Annotated in this window: 18 protein-coding genes and 2 pseudogenes; 9 read left to right on the top strand and 11 right to left on the bottom strand. The window is 40.6% G+C overall.

Annotated features, from left to right (window positions below; translation table 11 throughout):
- Positions 1 to 121 precede the first annotated feature (121 nt).
- Positions 122 to 394, top strand: a pseudogene (locus IFO66_RS23920) (nucleotidyltransferase); the annotation flags it as partial.
- 20 nt (positions 395 to 414) lie between these two features.
- Here IFO66_RS23920 and IFO66_RS22035 read toward each other — a convergent pair.
- Together IFO66_RS22035 and IFO66_RS22030 are read right to left on the bottom strand one after the other, a co-directional pair.
- On the bottom strand, positions 415 to 1,275 hold the full coding sequence (locus tag IFO66_RS22035) for an alpha/beta hydrolase (RefSeq protein ID WP_192027190.1): 861 nt from the start codon (positions 1,273 to 1,275) through the stop codon (positions 415 to 417).
- Between the two features lie 134 nt (positions 1,276 to 1,409).
- Positions 1,410 to 2,000, bottom strand: coding sequence for a histidine phosphatase family protein (locus IFO66_RS22030; RefSeq protein ID WP_192027189.1), 591 nt, complete (start codon positions 1,998 to 2,000; stop codon positions 1,410 to 1,412).
- 299 nt (positions 2,001 to 2,299) lie between these two features.
- Between IFO66_RS22030 and IFO66_RS22025 the strand changes: the two genes are divergently transcribed.
- Positions 2,300 to 3,460, top strand: a complete 1,161-nt coding sequence (locus IFO66_RS22025) for an alpha/beta hydrolase (RefSeq protein WP_192027188.1) — start codon at positions 2,300 to 2,302, stop codon at positions 3,458 to 3,460.
- A 377-nt stretch (positions 3,461 to 3,837) separates the two neighbouring features.
- Positions 3,838 to 4,014: a hypothetical protein gene (locus IFO66_RS22020; RefSeq protein WP_192027187.1), complete on the top strand. Its 177-nt coding sequence runs from the start codon at positions 3,838 to 3,840 to the stop codon at positions 4,012 to 4,014.
- Positions 4,015 to 4,066: 52 nt separating this feature from the next.
- Here IFO66_RS22020 and IFO66_RS22015 read toward each other — a convergent pair whose 3' ends face one another.
- The 3 genes from IFO66_RS22015 to IFO66_RS22005 all read right to left on the bottom strand — a co-directional run bounded on the left by IFO66_RS22015 (position 4,067) and on the right by IFO66_RS22005 (position 7,154).
- A complete protein-coding gene (locus IFO66_RS22015) occupies positions 4,067 to 5,191 on the bottom strand; it encodes an RICIN domain-containing protein (RefSeq protein WP_192027186.1) in 1,125 nt (374 codons plus the stop codon).
- Between the two features lie 862 nt (positions 5,192 to 6,053).
- Positions 6,054 to 6,767 carry an alpha/beta hydrolase gene (locus tag IFO66_RS22010; protein WP_192027185.1) on the bottom strand — a complete coding sequence of 238 codons (714 nt, stop codon included), beginning with the start codon at positions 6,765 to 6,767 and terminating at the stop codon, positions 6,054 to 6,056.
- A 15-nt stretch (positions 6,768 to 6,782) separates the two neighbouring features.
- On the bottom strand, positions 6,783 to 7,154 hold the full coding sequence (locus IFO66_RS22005) for a winged helix-turn-helix transcriptional regulator (protein WP_192027193.1): 372 nt from the start codon (positions 7,152 to 7,154) through the stop codon (positions 6,783 to 6,785).
- 182 nt (positions 7,155 to 7,336) lie between these two features.
- On the opposite strand from IFO66_RS22005, the gene IFO66_RS22000 reads away from it, so the two are divergent.
- The 3 genes from IFO66_RS22000 (at position 7,337) to IFO66_RS21990 (ending at position 10,123) form a co-directional block, all read left to right on the top strand.
- Entirely contained in the window at positions 7,337 to 7,969 is a 633-nt protein-coding gene (locus tag IFO66_RS22000) for a flavin reductase family protein (protein ID WP_192027184.1), read from the top strand.
- Between the two features lie 564 nt (positions 7,970 to 8,533).
- Positions 8,534 to 9,193, top strand: coding sequence for a cysteine hydrolase family protein (locus IFO66_RS21995; protein WP_192027183.1), 660 nt, complete (start codon positions 8,534 to 8,536; stop codon positions 9,191 to 9,193).
- Positions 9,194 to 9,442: 249 nt separating this feature from the next.
- Positions 9,443 to 10,123, top strand: a complete 681-nt coding sequence (locus IFO66_RS21990) for a stalk domain-containing protein (protein ID WP_192027182.1) — start codon at positions 9,443 to 9,445, stop codon at positions 10,121 to 10,123.
- Positions 10,124 to 10,280: 157 nt separating this feature from the next.
- Here the strand turns inward: IFO66_RS21990 and IFO66_RS21985 are convergent, their stop codons facing one another.
- Positions 10,281 to 10,739, bottom strand: coding sequence for a cupin domain-containing protein (locus IFO66_RS21985; RefSeq protein WP_192027181.1), 459 nt, complete (start codon positions 10,737 to 10,739; stop codon positions 10,281 to 10,283).
- Positions 10,740 to 11,250: 511 nt separating this feature from the next.
- On the opposite strand from IFO66_RS21985, the gene IFO66_RS21980 reads away from it, so the two are divergent.
- Positions 11,251 to 11,706, top strand: a complete 456-nt coding sequence (locus IFO66_RS21980; RefSeq protein ID WP_192027180.1) for a DinB family protein — start codon at positions 11,251 to 11,253, stop codon at positions 11,704 to 11,706.
- 119 nt (positions 11,707 to 11,825) lie between these two features.
- Entirely contained in the window at positions 11,826 to 12,491 is a 666-nt protein-coding gene (locus IFO66_RS21975) for a DNA alkylation repair protein (protein WP_192027179.1), read from the top strand.
- Positions 12,492 to 12,608: 117 nt separating this feature from the next.
- Here the strand turns inward: IFO66_RS21975 and IFO66_RS21970 are convergent, their stop codons facing one another.
- The 3 genes from IFO66_RS21970 to IFO66_RS21960 form a co-directional block, all read right to left on the bottom strand.
- Complete coding sequence (locus IFO66_RS21970) at positions 12,609 to 12,782, bottom strand: asparagine synthase (protein WP_192027178.1); 174 nt, start codon at positions 12,780 to 12,782, stop codon at positions 12,609 to 12,611.
- 115 nt (positions 12,783 to 12,897) lie between these two features.
- Complete coding sequence (locus IFO66_RS21965; RefSeq protein ID WP_192027177.1) at positions 12,898 to 13,914, bottom strand: aminoglycoside phosphotransferase family protein; 1,017 nt, start codon at positions 13,912 to 13,914, stop codon at positions 12,898 to 12,900.
- Positions 13,901 to 14,047, bottom strand: coding sequence for a hypothetical protein (locus tag IFO66_RS21960; protein WP_192027176.1), 147 nt, complete (start codon positions 14,045 to 14,047; stop codon positions 13,901 to 13,903). The genes IFO66_RS21965 and IFO66_RS21960 overlap by 14 nt, the downstream gene beginning before the upstream one ends.
- 674 nt (positions 14,048 to 14,721) lie before the next feature.
- On the opposite strand from IFO66_RS21960, the gene IFO66_RS21955 reads away from it, so the two are divergent.
- A complete protein-coding gene (locus IFO66_RS21955) occupies positions 14,722 to 15,282 on the top strand; it encodes a TetR/AcrR family transcriptional regulator (protein ID WP_192027175.1) in 561 nt (186 codons plus the stop codon).
- A gap of 176 nt (positions 15,283 to 15,458) precedes the next feature.
- Here IFO66_RS21955 and IFO66_RS21950 read toward each other — a convergent pair.
- Positions 15,459 to 17,734, bottom strand: a pseudogene (locus tag IFO66_RS21950) (preprotein translocase subunit SecA).
- A 389-nt stretch (positions 17,735 to 18,123) separates the two neighbouring features.
- Positions 18,124 to 18,996: an EamA family transporter gene (locus IFO66_RS21945; protein ID WP_192027174.1), complete on the bottom strand. Its 873-nt coding sequence runs from the start codon at positions 18,994 to 18,996 to the stop codon at positions 18,124 to 18,126.
- Between the last annotated feature and the right edge of the window lie 4 nt (positions 18,997 to 19,000).

Here is a 19,000-nt window from a genome sequence, read left to right as displayed (position 1 = left end):
TTGTCTTTTGAATTCTGCTGTAAATGTACGTCTTTGTTTTGGCATAGTAGATCCGCTCCTAGTATTATTCTCTTCATTCTACTAGCCCTTATTTTTATTGTCCAACTAAGTGTAGCCGATCCAATATATTAAAGGTTACTCTAAGAGATTAATTCGTGCATTATACTCTTTGGTTCTAGAAGATGAAGGTGAATGGCAAGATGATATTATTAAGATGAAGAATGCCATAATAAACTATTGTGAGATTGACTCCGCTTTAGTTGATTATCTGTATGCTTGTTACGTGGATAGTAATGTACCTGTTGAAGAGTTTCTGGGAATTGCAGATGAAGTATATAGCTATTTTGAGAACGCCTTACATGCAATGGCTGCTTCCAGAACTTCCTTAGGCTAACACCATATCCGCTCTCGTGCTTAGTCCCTTACAAAAGCTTTGATCTCGTCGATATATGCTTCGAAATTTAACAATATGAGCAAATGTCCTCCGGACATATCTCTTTGTACGCGTGGATTGGGCATTAGATCGACCAGCAGATCCGGTATCTCCGAACCGAATGTGTCGTCGTCAATCGATTGTAGCAGCAGTATTTTACCGTCCAGATAGGTAAAGTCGCTCTTCGAGAAGGTTTGTGTATCCATAAAATCAAGAATCAATGCGCACATGTGAAGTTCTTTTTTTCGGTTCAACTGAAGAAACATGAACTTGAAGAAGTTATGGACGTACAGAGTTTCGTTAGGGTCATTCTTCTTCATATTTTTTAACACATTTTTTAACATGAGGGAACGAATCAAACCAAACGGCAACCATCTAACGAGGGTCATTGCTTTTTTAAACTTTTTCTTCTTCAATCTCATCAAGCTTCTCGCATCCGACGACATGTTGGCCATAATCGTACCCGTATTGCTTAAAATCAAGCCGGACACAACATCCGGGTGATGCTTGGCTATGCATTGGGCGAGCATACCTCCGAAAGATTGACCCACAAGATAAACATTCCGTAAATCCTCAGTCCGGATCAATTGGGCAATGGCATCGGCCAAACTATCACTTGTCGGATATCCGGCAGGATAATCAAAGGTCAATATTCGATAATGGGGCTCCAGAGCCTGCACATGTTTGAAAAATGCTTCCGACACACCGCCTCCACCAGCAAGCAGTACCAAGGTATGTTTCCCTTTTCCCGATAGCATGTACGGAAACTGCACATTGTTAATAGTCATTGTTTTTTGAGGATGATTCTCTCTATATATCCTTATTTCTTGCTCGAAACTCATGGATGGCTCCTCCCTGCTTTTGTAAATATACTATCCATGAATTCATTATATCGAAACATTTGTTTCCTGAAACCAACTTTTTTTACAACACACAAACCCTGTTATTTCAGTCGAAAACAAAATGAGATTTTCACCTATATACAATCTAAGTGATTCGTATCGTTGATAAAATGAATTACTTTTTCTTTATCCGTAAGTTCAATCATACTAATCCCTGTATCCCCGATTTTAAAATAGTAATCCATGTTAATTGGCATTAGGAAAAAAGCGCGTAATATACTAATAATTACTCCACCATGAGCTACAATCGCAATCCGTTCATACTTATTTTCTGTCACAATTTTAGAAAATATCGTTTCAATTCTCATTCGAAACTCTATAAATGATTCCCCATTTTCAAAACGATCATGAAGAAATTTTGGTACAGGATGCTTTTTTGCTTCTTCAAAAGACATGCCAGCCTGTATACCGTTATTAAACTCCATTAATTCTTCTTCAAACTTCACTGGACAACCAATAGCATCCGCTAATGTTTCAGCAGTTTCTCGCGCCCTCTTTAATGTACTTGCCCAGATAAAATCTGGGGGAAAGTCATTTTTCACTTTATGTACTAAAGCTCCCACTTGTCTTCTACCCATTTCCGTTAATTCAAAATCTGCTCTTCCTTCATGCATGTTTAAAATATCTGCTTCCGATTCCCCGTGCCTAATTAATAGTATTTGCATACAATTACCCCCTTATATCTTTTAAACTAGATTGATATACTATCATATTTTACCGATATCTTCGAATAATCTAGTGAAATTGATCATAGTGTTTAAGAAAAACCAAGATGTAAGTTTATATTCTATTTATGCTGTAGAACTAGACAGCTTTTTATCACTGTCCCACTTCCTGCTTGTTTTATATTTATGATTTCATGCTGTACTGTTCTTTTTAATGAAATTTTCCGAAAACCTTCGAATACTTGCTTCAATGTTGTACGATAGTTTTGAACACAAGCCAATTGGAAGGAGAGATTTGCATGTTAATGATTCCGAAGTTCAAAGCAGCACACAAACTTAGAAAACCTAGCGGCCGTTACGCAGTTGGCTGTATACATTTGATGTTTGAATATACGCAGAAGGAAAAGGACGAAAAAAAGCGGCTAATCCCCTGCCTTTGTTTTTATCCGGCGAATCAAGTAGACGAAGGGACACTCAAAAAATATGTAAGTGAACAGATTCTCCCTGGGACTGAGGGCATTGAAACGAATTCATATTTGAATGCGCCTATATCCGAGGGCAAGCATCCACTGCTGCTGTTCAATCATGGATACAGTGTGTACCTTGAAGCGAATACCGTACAATGCGAGGAACTAGCATCTCACGGGTATATTGTCTTGAGCATAGGCCATCAAGGTGAAGGTTCGTATGAGCTGCCTAATGGCGAAGTGATCACGATGGATAAGGACATGCAGGCGGATTTTTTAGTAGACTTTTCAAATGACAAGGAACTCTTTCCTAATTATGCAACTTGGCTCACCAAAGAGGGTACTGATGCAACCTTTGAACAACACTACACGAAATATAAAGAAATGATGGACAGCCAGCCCCGAATATTGGCTCATATGGACGTTTGGTTGCAGGACTGCTTGGTTGCACTTGAGATGCTGTTGAATCCTACCGAGCAAGGAGCGAACTTGGTGTCCAACCATATCGATAAAGACAAGATTGGTGCGTTCGGCATGTCCTATGGAGGGGCAGCTGCATTAGGGCTGACACATAGTTGCGATCTCATCAAAGCGAGCGCCAATCTGGATGGTTTCTATTATAACTCGAAATGGTCGAAACCTTTTTCGAAACCAACTCTAATGATGCAGCATGACAGCATGCAGGTGGGCCCCCACCTCACCTTTCCATTTTTAAATGCTGAACATGATTCCTATTTGGTAACGGTTAAACAGAGTACGCATAATAACTTTACCGATTACACCGATATTATGGCTGAAAATGAAATACAAAAGATCGTGATTGATGAGAAAGAAGTGGAATTCAAAGTACTTGGAGATATCGATCCCGACAAGATGCAAACGATTATGAATACGCTGCTGCTGGACTTTTTCAATAAATATATACATGGTAGCGATTCCCGATATTTAGATACGGATGATTCACTTGATGATGTGATTTTACTACGAAAATAATTCCACACTCGGTGGACTCAAGGGCAGAAAGACGTGCCTCAAGTTTAGCTAAACTCATATGTAACCAGCATTTAGTCGGACATACCCTTACACGTAGTTCTCGGTGCTAATAGGTAATGTCTTAATGTTCTTATCAAAAATGGAAAAGTCATCAACTTCTTGTCAAATGAAAATGGCAAGAAGTTGATGACATAATGCTAAATGAAACAGTTCTCCCATGAAAGTTTCTTGCGTGGATATCTAGCCCAGACAGATGTTCTACTATTTCGCTACCGCTAAACCTACAGGGTTCCCACCTATTATCGCTACTGATAATGCAGCTGGTGCATATACGCAATCTATATCCATCAAGCAGGAGAAGATGGAAGTGGCCACTTGTGCCTCTTACGCTACCTATCTGCTTGGAGGGCTGGGAGAGTTCGGTTGGCGCGGCTTACTACTTCCACTGCTGCTTCCCCGATTCAGGTCAATACGGAAGTAACTTTGCTATCTACGCTTTAGAATTGATCGGCTACCGTGCAATTCTAACTTGGTTGTTGTTTCATTTGAAATAAAAAACCGTTCCCCTTAATGGAGAAACGGTTTTTGCAATTAGCTTATCAATTATTATTGCGGAGGATTTTTTCTTGCGATTGTTATCTTGTTGTTTTTTATAATCCAAGGTTCTTGAACAAGTGTGCCATCTGCTCTCTTTAACGTATATTTTGTTACCAGTTGATATCCTGTATACCCTGTTGTTATCCCAGATGGATTTGTTACACTACTTGAAATGGTTTCTTCCGTTGCTCTGCTAGTAGTTGAACTAACGGATGTTTGTAATGATTTCGTGATTTCGGTTCTCAGTGATGCTGTTATTGCTTTAAATGCAAACCCAAAATCCGCTCCGACAGTTATTGAAAGTGTATCCGTCAACGTTCGTTGATCCTCAGAACTCACGCCTGATGTAAATGAATAATTATAAGTAAGTCCAGCCGGAACAACCGCTGAGAATGTTTTCTCCCAGTATTCCTCCTTCACCAGAGTATAGTAAGGTGAAGTGTTTATTTTTGTATAATCACTCGCTTGGTTATCCTGTACTACGATAAATGGTAATAAAGTCGCTCCAACTACAGCAGAGCTTGAAGTATCAGGTAATTGTTCATCGACATTTCCTGTTGTATAAACCGGAGCACTCGGTCTAGTTCCTATTGCCGGCAAAGTTGGTAACGTAATGCTGGTATTAGCTGCTGAAAGTCGAAATACCCGATAGGGATCAGAAGAATTTGCATGATCCAGATCTAGAAACTCTGCCCCATTATATACTGCATAAGATGCGACTTTTCCATTTTCTTGGTTTACAATTTCATAATAACCATTTCCTTGGTTTCGTAAATACCACTGTTGTCTAGTGTCGCCAGTCCAAGTATGTTGTACCAACTGTTCTGTGGTCCAGTTCGCAAATGAAGTAGTTTTACCACTACTTTTATTTACAATAGCATACAATCCTCCATCTAGTGGGAAAAATACGTATTTTTGATTGTCACCATTATGTGCATAGTGTAGATTAACGCCGGCGTTATTAGATTGGCTTGAATTAGGATTATCCCACTGTGTGTTGAGATTAGCCTTTAACTTAACATTATAATATTGATTCTTTTCTGGAACTGCTGCTTCACTTATAGGAGCCCAAAATGAAAGACTCATTGCACCTACCAAAAACAATGACAATGCTTTTTTTGATAAAACGTTCATAGTATCCCTCCTAATTTGGTCAATCACATCTTTTAAAGATGCTGAAGTGAACGATACACAGCACAATGAACACACTCATCTGATAAGAGAGATGATAGATATCCATACGTCACATTTGATGCGCATTATTTCAGATGTATGAGAGTTGGTATGCCAGAAAAGGCATGACAGAAAAAACCTTCATGAGAGCAACAATTTTAAGAAGGAATCCCTTAGTATAGATTCAGTTGTATCGAAAGACTTTTCAATTTTCTGTGCTAACGTGAATCATTTTTAGCTGCTTCATAACTGTCTTTGAGGTAAGTGTAAGGATAATAGAAATAGATATTGTTTTCAAGCTTTTGTGGGGTTTAGTGGTAATTGTGTAGGAGTGAATGGAGTAAAAGGGTTGTGAAGTTTGATTGTTCTTGAAGATGTAAGTGCGATAAACTGGCTGCTAGTCTTCGTTACTATTTAATGTCACCCATACTTGAAATAGATGGTGACTCAATATCGCCCTCCCTGTGATTGATTACCCGTTGTTTATACATGAAGTAATGATGTTGATTTTACCATCAGTATCCATTAATGTAAACGGTCTTTTTTTATGTTCGAGAGCAAGACGATATCATTAGAACTGTACGAAGGAGACGAACATTCATAGGGCGCGATAATTAGGTAGCGACAGGAAGATCGCCCTTGTGACTCCCATCTCTCCGTAGATAAACGAGCCACACTCCCCGCCTTTGCCTGGCACGAGTCCTTCAGGCCATACGGTCGGCTCCTGTTTGTAGGGACGCCAAGGAAGTGTAGCCCTATTGTAGTATCTCTTCTCTAGATCGAAAGGTCTGTCGCTACCTGTTCACCCTGCTCTTGAGGTAGTTTATTGTTGTTTTTTTAACCAGTCGAGCATGACTTTTATTGTTTCATCTTGTTGAGTTTCTGGAGTAATTAAACTAGCATTGTCCCCTTTTTGCTTACCATACATACCAAAGTTAGCGTGATTCCCTCCTTTTATCATGTGCATCGTTGTATTCTTTGACATTACATTTTCTCTACTTTTTATTTCTTCTACAGTGGCTAAGCCATCTACTTCACCATAAATGGATAACATAGGAATTGATTTTGTAGAGAAATCATCTGCTGGATAAGAAGCTAAGAAAATAATACCGTCTACCTTTTGTTCATTTTGAAAGGCATACCTAGAAATCATAGATCCACCAAGTGAATGCCCAACAACATACCACTTTTGAATGTCAGGATATTTTTCAATTATACTGTCTGCTGCATTCGTTCCGAGTACTGCTAAGTTTAATGGTAATTTAGGCATGACAACAAAATAACCATTGTTCTTAAGTTCTTTTCCCAAATAACTATAAGACTCTACTTCTACCTTTGCTCCTTGATAAAAAATAATCCCTGTTGTAGATTCTTTCTGTCCAAACACTAAATTACCGTCATCTTTATTATGTTCTACTAATGAGAGAGCTTCTTCGGTTGGTTTATAAGTAAATTGGGACCAACCAATAAAAATAATAATTCCCACAATCAATATGCCTAGAATAGAGTACACAGAAACTTTTATCCATTTTTTCAACCTATATGACCTCCACTATATGTTACTGTCTGGTTCGTAGCTGCTATTTTCTACAGGTTCGATACTTAAATTACTAGGGAGATTGTGCATCCCCCATTTGCACATAGCCTCCAGAATCGGCATCAAGGTTCTGCCCCTTGGAGTTAAAGAATACTCCACCTTAGGAGGTGTTTGTTGATATTCTTTCCGGTTGAGAATATTGCTTTCTTCTAGCTCCTTCAACTGGGAGCTCAGGACCTTGTGAGTAATGTTTGGAATGCGCCGCTTGAGCTCACCGTAGCGTATAACCTCTTGGCTGGTTAATTGATACATGATTTTCATTTTCCACTTGCCGCCAATTATAGTTAACGTATAGTCAAACGGAGTCAAGCTATTCTGTTTTTCCATAGATTCGGTCTGTTTCATCATCAAGTTCCCTTTCCTTGAAGTAAGTACACACTTTAAAGTGCGTACTATTTTTTTTGAGGATATGTGTTAGTATGAGTTCCAAGTGCAAGCAGTTAACTTCTCTCTGATTAACAGTTTAAACCGAAACTGCCGCGGGAGAAAGTAATGAAAGGATAGTAATTATGCCTAGTTATGATGCAATCGAGTTTAATACGAGCGATGTAAGTGAACATGAAATGTATAAATTGATGATCGGTTCAGTAGTACCGAGACCTATTGCATGGGTTTCGTCCAAAAGCAAGGAAGGCGTATTAAACTTGGCTCCCTTTAGTTTTTTTACGGTTGCTTCCCGTAACCCACCAACATTGCTGATTTCCATCGGCCCGGGCGTAGGTGAACGAGACGGTACAGTCAAAGATACGCTGACCAATATTCGTGAGCTTGGAGAGTATGTAATTAATATGGTTTCCGAGCCTCTAGGCGAAGCGATGCAGCGTTCGTCCGCTAATGTCGGGCCGTTAAAGAATGAGTTTGAACTTGCAGGGGTCACGCCCAAGCCTTGTAAGTGTGTCAATGTACCAGCGGTACTTGAAGCTCCAATTGCTTTCGAGCTAAAACTCGATCGAATTATACCCATCGGCGGAGATCATCTAGTTCTTGGAATTATAGAGCATGTGCAAATAGATTCCGCCTACTATGCGGGAAATTATAAAACAGTAGTAGATAAATGGAAGCCATTAGCAAGCTTGGCCGGTGACTATGCCGGACTGACATCTACATTTTCACTTATAAATGTAACTGATGAGAATATGTAGCGGTGGCAATGTCATCTTCGTTATGACCAATCTTTCTCCCACTCAAATTCCTCGATATATATGCACGAGCTGCCTGTATTCTATTCCCCATACGATGTAACTACAAATAAGGGCGATCCTGCGGACTTTACTGGTCCCCACAAGTCACCTGCATTAACATGTATACTTATAAAACTTATACTTACAAGTTAAGACGGCCGTTATGTAACGACCGTCTTTTTTATTTCTTTTACTGAGATAATCGTATTTTCTGGTCACCCCTTCGCCTTCTTTAAATGATTGAATAACGCCTTATCACCCAAGCCTTGTTACTTCAATGAATAAACGTTATTGACAATGATTGTAGAAAAGTTACAATGAAGGTGTTAAAATTACAAGAAAAAATTTGCTCGAGGAGATGATGTCACGCCCAATAAATCAACGATTACAACTGAAGGAATGGTTTGCTGGTCTGCTTTTGCAAATACATTTAGATGTAACGGTACGGGCGGTTAGTAGCGAGGTACAGATTGAAACTTGTACTGTAACGAAAAACTTTATGTGCAAATATAAGGAGGAATTCAAATGTTCATTCAACAATATCCTTCCGACGTAACGCTCCGTGAAAAAGAAGCTCTTATTTTAATTGAATACCAGAATGAATGGCTCTCAAAAGACGGAAAAATTCATCATTTGATCAAAGATCATCAACAATTTGCTAACTCCATTGAAAGCTCCAAAAAATTACTAGAAGCAGCAAGGAAAACCGATATTCAAATTATTCACTGCGGTCTGTTCTTTGAGGAAAACCATATTGAATTAGGCAATACAACGTATGGTTTGCGCGCTGCCATTTCCACGTATAAAACATTCATTAAAGGCTCACTAGGAAGCCAATTCGGAGAAGCGTTCACTCCTGAATCGGGAGAGTTTGTTGTGTCGGGCAGAACCGGGGCCAGTGGGTTTGCGGGATCCAATTTGGATAGTTTCCTTCGAAATCAGGGGATCAACAAAATATACATCGCAGGTTATGCGCTTCACGTTTGCGTAGAATCTACCCTTAGACACGGGCATGACCTTGGTTATGAAGTGACAGTTGTCGAAGACGCGACATCCGCTTTTACACAAGAACAAAGAAAGCATGTCCTCGAACACGTAGTTCATCATTTTGGAAAATCGATTACCGTCGATCAATTCATTGAGAAGTATATTCCTTGCAGGTATCCTCCTACTCCACAATCATGATGATTTCTGTCATTTTGTTTCTAACTATTCAGGATAAAATGCAGTGAACATGATACCTAAATTTTTAGCACCCGCTTCCACCCTGTCCCTATAGTTATCCCAATCCATTTATGACTTGCAATAAGTCTCTCTATCCCGCTCCGCCTTCTCAGCTTACTAAAGCTTGAATAATATGAAATGGTTTATATTGTATACATTTTCATATTTTCATATAATGATTGGTAAGTAAGAAATAGGAGGTAATGTTAATTGAAGAAGAAATTTGTCGTATTATTATCTGCTGTAACGATGCTTGGGGGTATGGCTATTGGTGTCGGGGCTGCACCAGTACTTGAAAAGATTACAGCAAACTTGAATTGGGGAATTCGTTATGAAGTCAACGGAAAGCAGTGGACGCCTAAGGATCAATCTGGAAATAAAATAGCCGCTATTAATTATAATAACACAACCTACCTTCCGGTTAGAGCGGTTTCTGATGCTTTAGGGATCGCGGTAAAGTTTGATAATAAAACTCAAAAAATCACTCTTGGCGAAAAGTTAGCTACTACTCCACTAACATCTGAAAAAATTGATGTAGGATATTCCTCTGTTGTCACAACGGACAAACAGTACACCGTTCATGACGGTAAGGATTATGGATCAGGTGTACTTATGAAAGAAATTAATGTAGAGCAAAAGGTTACGTTCAAACCCGAAGGTAAACACCAGACATTAGAACTTTCTGTGCTCCCTGTATCGGTTTCTAAAGAGATTTCCGTTAAAGTATTTAACGGTGAGGTGTTGCTGAAAGAAGTGTTCTTGTCCCCAGGTGGTAGTGGTCAATCAGTTACATTAGATATCAAGGGTGCGAAGGAACTTAAGGTGACTGCGAAATTAGTTGATATAATCGGTGCTTCAGGTACAATATTCCTTGCAGGTACATATAAATAATACAAGCTTTTAGCCAGTGGTCAGGAACAGTTAATTTATTGGAGCAGAGTCAGTCGGTGATTCTTCACCGCTAACTCTGTCCTTTGTTCATTATTTAACTAAGCTGCCCGTTAGCTTAATGAAATGGCTGTTCCTCTGGCAAGTAGCAATTAGAATGTTACGCTTGTTCTGCCCAGTTAGCCGGATACGTTACATAGATAAAACGTGCATAATTTGGCACAGAAAATTGAATTTTACTTCCTTTTGGAATTAGGATTACTTCACCTGGACCAGCAGACACCTTTGTACCATCAATGATAACATCCAGATGTCCCTCAATCACATAGTCAACTTCATCATAGTTAAGTGTCCAATCAAAGGTTGTTTCTTTCATTTCCATGATACCGCAGCCAAGTCTTGGACTTTCCTTTAGCGAAAAAAGATCTTTACAATAGACGATATCATTAGGGTTGCCCGTATCAAGACGATCCTCTTCTGTTACTTTCATATTTGGCACTTTAACAGAAGTAATCCCTCCAGGACCTCTATGAACGTTCTGTTCAGTAGCATCAGCCGCTACTTTTTCCATGATCATGTTACGAACCATTTCTTCAATCATCTTTTTATCGATATTCATGAGTACTCTCCTCTACTTCTAAGGTGTAATTTTTTGGAATCATTTTACTTGCAATGAACATAGCAATCATTACAGCTGTGATACATTTTTGATCATTGATTCATTTCTCGGTTAAAAGAGAGAATAAACACAAAGAGACTTAAGGTTATACCTCTTCCTATCATGTAGGAATGCTATAACCTTAAGCCTCTTTGCTCTTGGTAAGACTACGCCTTTGTAGTCCTCTATTTTATTAAACGTGAATGAAACTATTGTTCCACACGCTGTAGATTAAAATTGCATGCTCCCTCTTAGTTTATCTTCTACGCAGCTATTTACAATAGATAAACCTAGACTTTTTTGTGAACATTATAACACCTTACTTACGATCGCTTCATATCCTTGAAACAAATATCTGTATTACAATAATAAAGTGTTCGCCCGTAAAGGTTATTTTACTTTACTCAAATGATTAAACTAACGGATAACTGTAGGTTTAAACAAACAATAAGACCAAGAGGGGGAAGCCGAAATGAAGACGATCAAATGCATGATGGACCACTTGTACTGGGCGGATGGACGCATCTTGGACGCGCTTGAGAAAAGTAAGACGAAGAACAAGGACCTTTTGAAGCTAGTTCGGCACGTTGCGGTTGCAGAAACTGTCTGGCTGTCCCGATTGCAGGGCCAAGGAAGCACGCAATATTTGTTGTGGGAAGAAGCGGAAGGCCTCATGAAGATCCGGACGATGTTTGAAGAAAACGCTGAGCAATATCGTGTATATATCGAGGGGCTCGAGGAATCGAAATTGGACGAGATGATCGACTATGCGAACCTGAGCGGGATTCCGTTCCGAACGTCCATCCGGGACATTCTATTACAGGTGATCTTACATGGGCAATATCACCGGGGCCAGATCAACCGGTTACTTCGGATCGAATCGGCAGAGCCTGTCCAAGTCGATTACATTACGTTCGTTAAGCGCTAACAGTACTGGAAATATGGCAGCGTCGTGGATACTATGAGGTGAAAGCTAGACACAAGCTCTGAGGACTACGACGATAACCCCCAATATGCGATAATATTGTTATCAAGGAGTGGTATAAAATGAATGAAAATAAAGGTACAGAAATAAAGCGTTCTTCAAAAGCAGAACACATTCTAACTCAAATCAATAGTAAAACAAAGCTAGGCGACTTACGAAAAATCGCAAAGGACATAAAAAAAGACCACGAACTAGCTATGGAACTTTGGTCAACCGAAGAGTTTTTGCCCAGACTATTAGCGATCTTAATTATGGATAAAAAACTTCTTTCACAAGAAGTGTTAAATAAGCTTGATGAAGATATGCAGACGCACATTTTTGATGAGCGAAACTACTTAATGGATTGGTTAATGGCTAATCAGCTCACCAAAGACAAGAAGACAATTGCATTTATGGAGTCATGGGGAAATAGCCCTTCTGCTCTTCAAAGGCGAGTCTTCTGGTATTATCAAGCGCGATTGAGATGGACTGGACAAACACCGCCTAATAACACCGAAGACTTACTATCTACAATAGAAGCCACTATTACGCAGGAAGAACCGGAGGTTCAATGGGCTATGAATTTCACCGCAGGCTGGATAGGCGTCTATGATGAAAAGAATCGTGCACGTTGTATGAAACTTGGTGAGAAAACGGGGCTTTATAAAGACGAAATGGTAGCAAAAGGATGTACGCCAAGCTATTTACCGGAGTTCATTACGATTGAAGTTAACAAACGACAAAACTAATTTGAACGGTTTTATAAGTTCTTAGATCACTTTTACGGTGTATGATCTTTCCCCACTTCACTGCAATCTTCAATAATGTAAGAAGCCGAGCGTAACACTGCTCGGCTCTCTTTATTTCTAACGACGATGCTCTACAAGGTCTATTACGCCTAATACGACGTGTGCTAAACCGAAACCAAAAACGGTATTTGCAATCATCTTGTTTGAACCGCGATTTTGTTTCATCGCATAACCTGCACCCGTTACAGCTACACCTAATGCAGTTGGTATTAGACCTTCTCGAATATTCATTGTAAAGTCCCCCTACATCGTAGTTAGTTGGTGTTTATTCACCCTCCTTATTCTGACCTTAACTAGTTTAAATATGCTTCAATTTCCCCCCACGGGCGGCTTCTTCTATTCGCATCTACAAATTTTTCATCTCATAGATTTTTTGCAAGGTATTAAGATGCATGGATTTATCTTCGGGAGACTCAGCGAATTTATACCACTCCACAAGTCTATATCCGAACATAGCAACGATTCGTTCATAAATACAATGATCAGAGATATGCGACACATCCGCATATTCCGAAAAACCTTTGTAATACGCAGGAATGCATTTGTGGTAGTATTCAATCATATGACAGACATCCGCTTCATCTGTTATTAAACTTGCGATATCCTCGCCCATATAACCCCATCCGGCGGTATCCCAATCGATAAGTACGATTTTATTGTCCGAATAGAATATATTGGCCACCCAAAAATCTCTGTGGCAAAGCACGATTGGCAGCTTGTCAATACGACTAAATATTTCGTCTGCGTTATTATCAAAGTCTATGAGCATGTTACACAGGTGCTTCGGAATTTCGCAGTCATCGGAGCGTATATAATCATACACAACATGCCATGAACGATACCGCAGATAGTAGTTTTTCGTATACTCAACCTTACTTAAATTGGAGAGATTCTGCAATCCGCTTGGTCGTTCTGTATATAGCCTCCCTTGAAATCGTCCCAATTCCTCGGCTATACGTTCATACATTTCTGTGGTCAGATGTAAGCCTGACACACCATCTATATATTCCATCCACAGTTGAATCTCATTGTCATTTATTTCGGCGTGATAACACTCCGGCCAACGGAATGAATCAGAGAAAACCTGTTTGAAATCCGATGCATAGAGATCGTACTCTCTACGCCATGAATTCGGATCACCATATCGCTCAAATGTTTTCTGTGTTTTCCAAACCACCTTGTACGGTAGAATTTCACCATCGGACGTTTCAGCCATACCTGTTACAAGCTGAACATTTCCTACTGTCCCACCTTGCAGCTCTTTAAATTGATAATCTGCGTGGATTATCGTCTTGTCGAGCATTTTACTCAAAGCAAGCATCAGTATTTCGGGCTTTACAAACTTTTCATTATGGTTGTTCATTTCTTGTATCCTCCGTTTCTAGTGTGGTGATGACGGTATATTGATCCCGCTGAAGTTCTGTAACTCTTCCAGGTATGAATCCTATCGGCGGTGTTTCGGCTTCGATATATCCATACTGTTTCAAATCAATCATTGAACCGATCCTCTCCTATATAAATGAAAGTTGTTTTTGGGCATAAAAATACCGCGAACAAGCAGCCTCCTAAGAAGCTGCTTGTTCGCGGCGAAAAGCCAAAAATCGGCTTATAAGCAAAAAGGGATACGACCATCATCGTATCCCGCTAACAGCAGTATTCACGAAAGGTTACTGTTTACGGCATAGCAAAAAAACACGGGTGATAGTCCCGTTTTTTCTCATTCCAAGCTATAAACAAAGATTGGAATTCCCTATGCCCGATATTCGGTTAAGTTAAAACCACCAATACCATATAAGCAGTCATTAAAACATCCCCTTTCGCAGGAAAAAAGTAGAAAATCAATTTACACCTATAGTAAAACATAACCCTATGTAAGAAATCAATAGCAATATGGTAAAGCGCAGAGATACTACTGGAATCAGGATTTTAATAAGAGGTATGAGTGAGGTTGTACGTGCTAGGAAATATGGGCTGTAACCGTTCAAGCGAAATTGAGCTGTTACAGCCCTCGTGATCAAATAAATGATTATTTAAAAGTGTATAGCAACAATAAAGTATTATTGGAAATGTACAGAAGTAGGTATTGATTTCAACAATTTTCACCCATATAGTTATGTCAAACGTGCGTTATATAATATATAAATTATGGATACTATTGAGGTGAATACTTATGCCTAAGATTGTCGATCATGAAAGCTATCGAATAGAGCTGCTAGATCGTTGTTTCGATTTGTTTGCAAGCAAAGCGATATCGTCGCTAACGATGCGGCAGATTGCAAAGTATCTAGATGTTTCTACAGGAACAATTTATCATTATTTCCCCGACAAAAAAGATTTGCTTAGACAAATGCTTCAACATCTTACAACGAAAGACATTATGCATGGAATGGATGATCTTCCGTATGAAACCGCCGAACAACGACTACAGCATCTTTTTCGATATTTACTAACACAGGAAAGTTACTTCATCCAGAAAACACTGTTTATATTAGATTATTATCGCAGCACGGAATTAGAGCCGGAACATCTTGCTGCTCTTCATGCAATTGGTGAAAAGTATATTGTAACTCTTCAACAGGTACTACCTAATCGGGAAGATGCAACGTTCCTTTTCTCTATGATTCACGGTTTGCTATTTATGAGATACTTAAATGATGATATGACTATGCTAGAGAAACATGTTCAATTAGCGATGGAATGGGTTCGAAGTAGACAACAACAGACTACATAAAAAGAGGCCTCCTCTACTACTCAGTTTGCAAGCGTTTAAAATACAGAGGGGGAATAATTCCTTCTACTCGCGATTCACTATAAAAAAACAAAGAACACGCTGAGTGTGGCGTGTTCTTTGTGCTTGGTGAAATTGCTGGAGTCGCCCCTCTGTTCTCGTTGCTATATGCTTCTCATTCAAAATTTCGACCAACTGAATAGTGGACTCAACATCTTGCGAATCCAAAAAGCAAATACCGGCACTGCGCTCCATGAGCTGCGCCTATTCTGGATGTATTGGTCGTTAATAATATAAGTTCGAGTAGAAGCAGGGCTCTTCAGCCCGAACTCTTCCCGCTTTGCCGGATCATTCGAACCTCCGAGCTTCTCAAGCATATTCGCTGTCTCTCTATTTATATTAGCGGGAATTTGATCGTAGGCTTGGGTGATTTGTACATGAAATTCATCGATTGGATTGCGGCTGGCAAGGCCCTCTAAGTGGATGCCTTCGCGAATGTAAGAAACGTAGGCAAGATGATCAGCCCAGAACTCGTCCATATAAAAAAGCCGTACCCGTTGCTCCGAAGGGCTCATCGGCTTCTCGCCTTTTAAAATGCCGAGCCGCTCTTCGTATAGAATTCGCCTCTGATCCTCCACCATATCCGAATAACCGTTCAGTTCCTGACGGATATGGAAGTTTTGGCCCATAATCACACGCTGAATATGCGCAATTTGGCTGCGGAGCACCGGATCTTCGAGAGCCTTATCCTGCCTGGGAGCACGAATCACTTTATGGATGCCGAACCGCAGCAACAACTCGTCCTCCAAACTTACGAAAAACACGGAAGCTCCCGGATCACCTTGGCGGCCGGAACGCCCGCGAAGTTGGTCGTCGATCCGCACGCTTTCGTTTACATGTGTACCTATCACGTATAACCCGCCAAGCTTGGCGACAACCTCTGCTTGCGTGGGGCTCCCGCCGCCGAGCCGAATGTCTACGCCGCGTCCTGCCATATTCGTAGACACCGTCACGGCGCCGATTTCTCCCGCTTTGGCGATGATTTCGGCTTCCTTTTTGTCGTTTTTTGCATTTAGAACATGGCAAGGTACATCGATAACCGCTAGCGCCTCCGCTAGCATGTCAGACTCCTCTACACTTGACGTACCAATGAGAATAGGACGTCCCGTCGCATGGACGGAGAGATTTCTTGTACAAGTGCTTTAAGTTTGGCTTCTTTATGGGTATAAATTCGGTGCGGATGGTCGATCCGTATGTTTGGCCGATTCGACGGGATTTGCACGACCTGCAGCGCATAAATTTCTTCAAATTCCATTGCGGAAGCGTGGGCAGTAGCTGTCATTCCGCACATTTTCGGATACAGGCTAAGAAAGTGTTGTAGGGTGATCATACCGAGAATTTTCCCGTCGGCTTTCGACTGTAGCCCTTCTTTAGCCGCAAGTGCGGCTTGCAACCTGTCCGGCAAATACCTGTTCTCCGCCACGCGTCCTGTATATTCTTCAATCAATTCGATGTTCCCGTCTCGGACGATGTAATCGACGTCTCTTTTTAATAACGATTCTACATGCAGCGCGCAATTTAATGACGTTAATAAATGACTATTATGGCTATCGTACAAATTGCCGCATCCCAGAAGCAACTCCGCTTTCGCTGCTCCTGCTTCATTCAAATAAACATTCCGCTGGAAATCATCGAAGTCGTAATGCTCGTCTTGCTCGAGCTGCCTAGCTACTTCTGCGAAACGAGTACCGTCGTTGCTGGAAGAGCCCGACTCACCGGTGATGACTAACGGTACCCGTGCTTCGTCGAGCAGCAGTGAATCCGCTTCGTCGACGATGACATAGTGGAAAGGACGATGCACAGTATCAGCTTCGATGAGTGCGATCGTGTCGCGTAAATAATCGAAGCCTGCCTCTTTGGCCGTAACATAGGTTATGTCTGCGGTGTACGCTCCTCGTTTTTCGGACTGGCTCATGCCTGCTTGAACCGAGCTTACCGTTAATCCGAGGAAACGATAGATCGGGCCCATCCACTCCGCATCTCGATTTGCCAAATAGTCGTTAAAAGTGAGCACATGAACGCCTTCACCAGACAGCGCATTGAGATAAGCAGGCATAACAGCAGAGAGCGTTTTTCCTTCACCGGTATGCTGCTCGATCAAAAATCTCTCGTGCAGAGCGATGGCAGCCATGATCTGGACATCGTAAGGCTGTAATCCAACCTTTCTCTTCGCTGTCTCGCAGACTAGCGCATAGGCATCGACAAGCAGCTCGTCCAAAGGCGTACCTGATCTTGCTTCCTTTTTTAGCCGGAGAGATTCCGCCTGCAGCTGCTTTTCGTCCCATGCTTCCAAATTTCGTTTCCTGATAAGTTCCGTTTTGTCTCGATAGCCTTTCAGCTTATGTCGGGCAGTGCGGTCTTTGAATTGTCGTAACAACTTGACGGCTATATTCATCGGAATTTCTCCCTCCTCGGTAGAAATAGTTGCCCATTAAATACATTACTTAATCTTGCACGCCGCTCCTCCCGGCCAGTTCTTATGTAGGATATATATTACAATTATAATGTCAGGCTACTTTTTTGTCAGTTTCTATTAACAAACATACTAACATGGTCTTTCTAAGCCATGTTAGTATGTTTTCTGACCGGATCATAGATTTCAACAATGCATAGGTGGGGAAAATACGCTGAGCGTTTTTTACATCTTACAACGCATACAAAAGACTAGGATCGGCTCATTACTCACGATAGGAGTTGGTTCTTCAGTAACATTATATATGCAGAATTTACGCTGTTACTCTTCTGTATTACATTTTGCTCGCGCTCATTTGAAAAATGAAGCATTTATAATTTTCCACGATGATTCACCAAATATATACTTACACCTACGAGTAATAGACCTACGATAAGGCGGTAAGTTATCGGTTCATTTAGGAACAACGTACTAATGAATACGGCAATGATCGGTACAAGAAAGGTGAATGTTCCGACTTTGCTGGCTTCTCCCGCATTTATAAGTTTATAGTAAATGATGTATGCCAGTGGAATGCCAAAAGTAGAGCCGTACCCGAGTCCAAAAAGGTATTTACTATTCCATTCAATAGCTGACCAATTTTCAATAATGCTTCCAGTTCCTATTAGAACAACTCCACCAATAATAAACTGCAAAGACACCATCCAGAAAGCATCTACTTCCTTGCGCACCTTCTTCACATAAACGACACCAAGTGCCCAGCTCAATGCCATAAGCAACCCTAAGACAACACCAATGACCGATACATGAACGGTTAATCCATCCACACTGACAAATACAATGCCAAGAAATCCGATAATCAAACCTATAACTTTTAACGGCGACATGTACTCTCCAAGCCATATCCAAGCAAATATTCCAAGTAGAACGGGCTGAAAATAGACAAGTACTGACAACAGTCCTCCTGGCAAATAATTGAGCGCTACCGTCTGTAATCCAAAAAAGAGAATCGTATTGAAAAATGCTGAAATACAATATTTAGCCCCATTTTCATGCCATTTGATCTTGTTTCTCATTTTATATAAGAGAGCTGCAAGTATAAGGCCCCCAATCAATGTACGCATACCTGCAAATAATAACGGGGGCGTATAAGGCACAGCCATTTTATAAATCGGCCAACTTCCACCCCAAATAAAGACTAATACTAGTAATGCACCCGTCGATTTTGTAAAAACTTTATCCACTTTC

It is taken from the genome of Paenibacillus arenosi (genome assembly GCF_014841135.1).
Classification (GTDB): Bacteria; Bacillota; Bacilli; order Paenibacillales; family Paenibacillaceae; genus Paenibacillus_B; species Paenibacillus_B arenosi.
Note: the sequence above shows the minus strand (reverse complement) of the source record. Positions and strands in the feature narration are given on the sequence as shown.